This is a genomic window from Paraburkholderia panacisoli, from assembly GCF_008369935.1.
GTDB lineage: Bacteria > Pseudomonadota > Gammaproteobacteria > Burkholderiales > Burkholderiaceae > Paraburkholderia > Paraburkholderia panacisoli.
On the sequence record NZ_VTUZ01000127.1, the window covers coordinates 1 to 1,927 of the forward strand.

General features: G+C 60.9%; 1 protein-coding gene. It reads left to right on the plus strand.

Annotation, left to right across the window (positions count from 1 at the left end):
- Positions 1–375 precede the first annotated feature (375 nt).
- Positions 376–1,869 carry a group II intron reverse transcriptase/maturase gene (gene ltrA, locus FVF58_RS50870; protein WP_188131242.1) on the plus strand — a complete coding sequence of 498 codons (1,494 nt, stop codon included), beginning with the start codon at positions 376–378 and terminating at the stop codon, positions 1,867–1,869.
- The last annotated feature ends 58 nt before the right edge of the window (positions 1,870–1,927 follow it).

Sequence of the window (1,927 nt, forward strand, 5' to 3'; positions counted from 1 at the left end):
ATGTACAGTGTGCGCCGGGAGACCGGTGGTGTTCAAGGGGTGAAAGTCCCCGACGTTGTAAGAAATAGCGACTCACAATGTCCCCGAGTCATGCGTGGCAAGCCGCGAGGCGTGTTGCGAAGCGTTGACAGGGGTGCTGATAGGCCAGCCATTGAGCCACGAAATGTTCATTAAATTCCCGGGTGCCGACGTACTACTGTATGCGGAAGGCAACACTGCACGGCGCGCTATCGCAAGCTCCGTGTGGACCCGGCGCGGTCTGAGACCCTGGCATGTCAGTACGAACACCACGCGGGAACCGGGAGATCTCCTGTCTGACCACTGGCGGCAGCACGGCCACGTGGCCCGTATCGGGAAGGCGAGGAGCCGAAGCCGATGATGCACGGACAGGAGAAGTCGGACTCGCCCGTAGTAGCGAAGAAGCTGGCGAACAAATCTGGGAGACCGGAGGCGGAGCCAGCGGAGCAAAGGGGCGGGGCCAAGGGAAACACGGGCTGGTTACACACGCGCCGGACTCAGAGCCGGATAAACGTGTCCCAGAAACTGGACCGTGTGCGGCAAGCCGCAAGGCAAAGGAAGACAGAACGGTTCACGGCGTTGTTCCACCTGCTCGACATTGACTTGCTGGAAACGGCGTTCTTCTGGCTAAAACGGAAGGCGGCGGCTGGGGTCGATGGCGTGACATGGCAGGACTACGAACAGAACCTGGAGCGAAACCTCAACGACCTGCACGGGCGGCTACACCGTCAGGCCTATCGGGCACTACCGAGCCGGAGACGGTACATACCGAAACCGGATGGGAAGATGCGCCCGCTGGGCATCGCGGCGCTGGAAGACAAGATCGTCCAGCGTGCACTGGCGGAAGTGCTCAACATGGTCTACGAGGAGGACTTCCTGGGCTTCTCGTATGGTTTCCGCCCGAAGCGCAGCCAGCACAATGCGCTGGATGCACTGGCGACGGGAATCACGCGCACCAACGTGAATTGGATACTGGACGCCGACATCAGCCGGTTCTTCGACACGATCAGCCATTCGTGGCTCATCAAGTTCCTGGAACACCGGATTGGCGACCAGCGTGTGATTCGCTTGATTCGCAAATGGCTGAAGGCGGGTGCGATGGACGACGGAGTGATTGAACTGACGGAGGAAGGCTCGCCCCAGGGGGCGGTGATCTCCCCTCTCTTGGCGAATATCTATCTCCATTACGTCTTCGACCTCTGGGCGAACCAATGGCGCAAACGCCATGCCGAGGGGAACATCGTGATCGTGCGCTACGCGGACGATATTGTTGTCGGCTTCGACAAAGCCCGTGACGCAAAGCGCTTCAAGCGCGTCATGCAAGAGAGACTGGAACAGTTTGAGCTGTCGGTACACCCGGAGAAAACCCGTCTGATCGAGTTCGGCCGCTTTGCGGCGTCGAACCGGGCAAAACGTGGACTGGGCAAGCCCGAGACATTCAACTTCCTTGGCTTCACGCACATTAGTGGCCGCGCCCGGAGTGGCAAATTCATGCTCAGGCGAAAGACCCGGCGCGACCGGCTTCGGGCCACCCTGCGGGCAATCAAGGATGAGTTGCGGCACAGATGGCACCACTCCATCCCCGAGCAAGGGCAATGGCTGCGGCAGGTGGTTCAGGGATACTTCAACTACCACGCCGTGCCCACCAATTCCCCAACGATGCACTCCTTCCGCGCGATCGTGGTCGACCTCTGGAGGCGGGCGCTACGGCGCCGCAGCCAACAGGACGACACCACGTGGCAGAAGGCCCAACGCTTGGCGAAACACTGGATACCTCGTGCTCGCGTTCTTCATCCATGGCCTGCGGTACGGTTTGCCGCCAACCACCCGAGGCAGGAGCCCGGTGCGTGAATCGCGCACGCCGGGATCTGCGCGGGGGGTGTCCCGTAAGGGGCATTCCTACCGTAAC